Genomic DNA, 3,782 nt, shown 5'->3' on the forward strand with positions numbered 1-3,782 from the left:
AGTGTCTGGGAAAAAACTAACTCTCAGATACCAAAAGACGATCAATCCAACTCTTGATTTTGAGTTGGTTGACCGTCTTTTTCTGTCCTTTTTATTTTTGCATAAAGAAGACTGGTCCTTGGACCATCTTCTGTTCCAATATTTACTTAAATTCATCATCATGAAGGCTATTCCGACATCCGTTTCAACTTTCTTTTTACTTCTTAAATGGGTTCGACGCATGCCAAAGACGTTCTTCAAGTGTCCGAAAATTGGCTCAACATCATACTTTCTCATACTGTAGATGTGCCTGCCTTGCGGACTTTGGAGAACTTCCTTTGCTTTTTCTTTTAAATATTGCCAGTTAGGATTATAGCGCACTTGTCTTTGCCGGCCGCTTTTGGTTTTAGCCAAACGTTCTAATTCAGGCGTTGTTTGAAATTCATCTGCTTCGTAAACCTTAAAATCACGAACCTGACCAGTTGAGCGATCTTTACGTTGGCTATAATATTCGAAGTTGAATCTAACGCCATTCTGATCTAGATAATAATCATCCTTTTCATCATAGAACCAGTTAGCCAGTTTAGTTGGATCTTTTTTATATTTCTTGGTTTGTTCCTTTTCATACATAGTGTAAGGAATAAAGTATTCTTTGTCGGAATACTTTTCTTCCAACATTGAGTAGTTATATTCACTACCGTAACCAGCATCGGCGACAATCTTGTCAAACTTATCTAATGTTTTCATCTGCTTTAAAAATGGCTCCAATGTCTTGAAGTCATTTGGATTAGGATACAAAGCAAAATCAACTACGTATTGATCAGTTGTGGCAGCTTGAATATTGTAACCCGGCTTAAGTTGTCCATTCTTCATATGATCTTCTTTCATATGCATAAAAGTCGCATCATGATCTGTCTTAGAATAACTATTACGTCCGGCGAAAATTCTTTCTGCCTCCTCATATTTTTCCATTCGAGGCACGTAATCGTTACTCAATTTGTGAAGCAACTTTTTAAGACCGCGTCTTCTGACTTTTTTAGGTGAACCACCGGGAATAACTTTAGGTTCGTGCTCAATTTCTTCTGTCAGCTTTTTAATTTCAGCTTCTGTTTCTTGAGCTAGTTCTGCTAGACCTTGACTAGTTTGGACTTTCTCTTGAGCCATTGCTTTAACAACTTCTTTGGCAATCAGTTTATCATAAAGTTCAACGGCTTGACCTTTCAATTTTTCATGGAACTTTTCAACTGCTTTGCGCCAAACAAAAGTATAACGATTGGCATCAGCTTCAATTTTAGTACCATCAATAAAGATCGCCCCTTCGTTAATGAGGCCTTCTTGTTCCAATAAGTTGGTAAAGTAGAGAAAACTTTTCTTGATCAGCTCATTGGCATGATCGCTAGACCTGAAGTTATTGATAGTATGGTAAGAGATTTTTTGATGCTCTGCCAACACCATCATTGGCAAATTTTCTTCTAGCATTAATTCAATCTTTCGACCTGAGAATACTCTTCTGGAATAAGCAAAAAGCAAAATCTTAAGCATCATGGCTGGATGGTAGGCTGGACGACCAGTTTTGGAAGGTTCACCCAGTAAGACATCTTCTGGAATAGAGTCAACGAACCAACCAATTACCGTTGCCAGGTGATTATTCGGAATAGTAAAGTCTAAATTGAGTGTTAAAGCAGTTTGACCTGTGATATAATTTTGATACATTAATAAGCCTTCTTTCATTTTTGTTTTGTGGTGATTCAATAATATCAAGGAAGACTATTAAAGTACAGAAAAAGAACGATGATCTCCATTTTGGATTTCATCGTTCTTTTTTCAGTCTAGGAATTAGTTTTTTCCCAGGCACTTTTTTAGTATGTTCTTTAATTTCTTTTTCGATCAATAAAAATGCAATAGCAAGAGCGGCAATGGCGACGATGAAAATAACTGTCTTAATTAAACGCTCAGCGTTCAAGTGTAAGATTGAGTCACCACCGTAAGCATAAAGGTAGGCAAATGGGACTGTTCCAATCAAAATTGGTAACATGCGCGATTTAGTTGGTTTGTTAATTAATAAATTAGCATAGCTAACTGACGCACTAGGGATGAAAGGAAGCATATACCCTACTGTTAAACCAACTTGTGGGAATTTTTGGTTGGTCAATAAGTGATAAATCTTACTATGAGTTAATTTTTCGGGATTGTATAATTTTTGCAGTAAATTCATTAAAATTACTTGACCTAAAATATCACCCAGCCAGTTGACGACAAAGCCGAAAGCTGGCCCATATAAAATCCCGTTCAACACACAAAAGATTCCGTTTGATAAACCAGGGATCGCAACACAAATGGCATTCAAGATAAAGAGTAGGGCTAGGTCTTCGATACCATGGCTTCTGACCATCTTAACTAAAAGCGCTTCGTTATGTGGATTAAAGTGAATTAATAATTTTAATTCCGGTAAATAGCTTAAATATAAGTGGTAAAGCAGCAGTAGTCCTAGTAATACACCCAGGACAAATAACATAATGCGAATGATTTTTCTTTTCATGAAGTCCTCCTGCCTTAAAAGTTCCTACTTATATTTTACCCTATCAAAAAAGCAATACCAAATATGGTATTGCTAGAACTTTAATCAAAAACGACGCGAGTTCCTTCAGGCACTGCAATATCATGTTGAATTGGAGTCAACATCCCATCTTCACTGTTACGTAAATAAAGGGTCGCATTATTAGTATTTTGGTTGGCCACAACCACATATTTTTCTGATTTATCCCAATTGAAGTCACGTGGAAATTCACCGAAGACAGAGATTCGTTGAATTAATTTTAAAGTGTGATCTGATTTAACTGCAAAGACAGTTAAAGTGTCATTACCACGATTAGAAACATAAATAAATCGGCCGTCACTACTGATTCGAATTGCGGCAGCGCTATTATGTTGATCCCAATCTACTGGAATAGTTGAATAAGTGGCAATATTTTCGAATTCCCAGCTATTTTCATCAAACTTAACAACATTAATTTTGCTTGATAATTCACCAGCAACATAGAAGTAGTGGCCATCTTTGCTAAAGACAATGTGACGTGTGCCAAAGCCTGCTTCATTGTGGTAAGTAGCAAGATGTTCTAACTTGTTATCAGCATTTAAACGATAGAAATCCACCGTATCGTTGCCTAAATCACAGCAAACTAAATTTCCAGCTGGAGTTTCATCAAAAAAGTGAGGGTGAGCACCATCTACTTGTTCTGGACGTGGACCTAAAGTCTTAGCAGTATGAGTATCAGTATCAAGTAAAGTTAATTTACCGGCCTCATTATAGCGGAAGACGGAAATGATTCCAGTGTGGTAGTTAGCAGTATAGAGTAAATGCTTTTGAGGATTAATTCCTACATAAGCTGGAGATGAGCCAGGAGTGAGAAAAGTATCTACTTTTTCGTATCGTTCATTACTTAACTTAAAGACACTAATTCCGCCTTCTTGATCATTTGGTTTATCAATGGCAAATAATAAATCACCATCTTTTTGAAAATAAGTTGGTCCAGCAATTTTGATGATATTTTTAGCTTGGCCCAAGCGAGCTTGCTCATCTTGATCGCTGAATGGCAAAGAATAAATTCCTTCAGAAGCGTTTTTAGTGTAGCCTCCAATTAAAACTTTCATCTAGTTCAGTCCCTTCGTTGAATCGAATAAGTTAAATCCTTTATATTATATTATTATACGCGTGGTGCTAGTTAAATCGTTTTAGTTAATAAAAAAGTCCAATCTTGTTAGACTCGACTTGTAAATAGTAATAATAGAAAAGAGTCTGATCT

3 protein-coding genes are annotated in these 3,782 nt (G+C 36.5%); all 3 read right to left on the reverse strand.

What is annotated here, in order from left to right; translation table 11 throughout:
• A partial coding sequence (locus EJK17_RS04020; protein ID WP_127796228.1) for an IS1182 family transposase occupies window positions 1-1,692 on the reverse strand: 1,692 nt, incomplete at its 3' end.
• A gap of 97 nt (window positions 1,693-1,789) precedes the next feature.
• On the reverse strand, window positions 1,790-2,518 hold the full coding sequence (locus tag EJK17_RS04025) for a TVP38/TMEM64 family protein (protein WP_127796229.1): 729 nt from the start codon (window positions 2,516-2,518) through the stop codon (window positions 1,790-1,792).
• Window positions 2,519-2,598: 80 nt separating this feature from the next.
• Window positions 2,599-3,630 (reverse strand): lactonase family protein, encoded by a 1,032-nt coding sequence (locus tag EJK17_RS04030; protein WP_103662706.1) that lies wholly within the window; start codon window positions 3,628-3,630, stop codon window positions 2,599-2,601.
• Between the last annotated feature and the right edge of the window lie 152 nt (window positions 3,631-3,782).

Source organism: Lactobacillus xujianguonis, from assembly GCF_004009905.1.
In the GTDB taxonomy this organism is placed as follows: domain Bacteria; phylum Bacillota; class Bacilli; order Lactobacillales; family Lactobacillaceae; genus Lactobacillus; species Lactobacillus xujianguonis.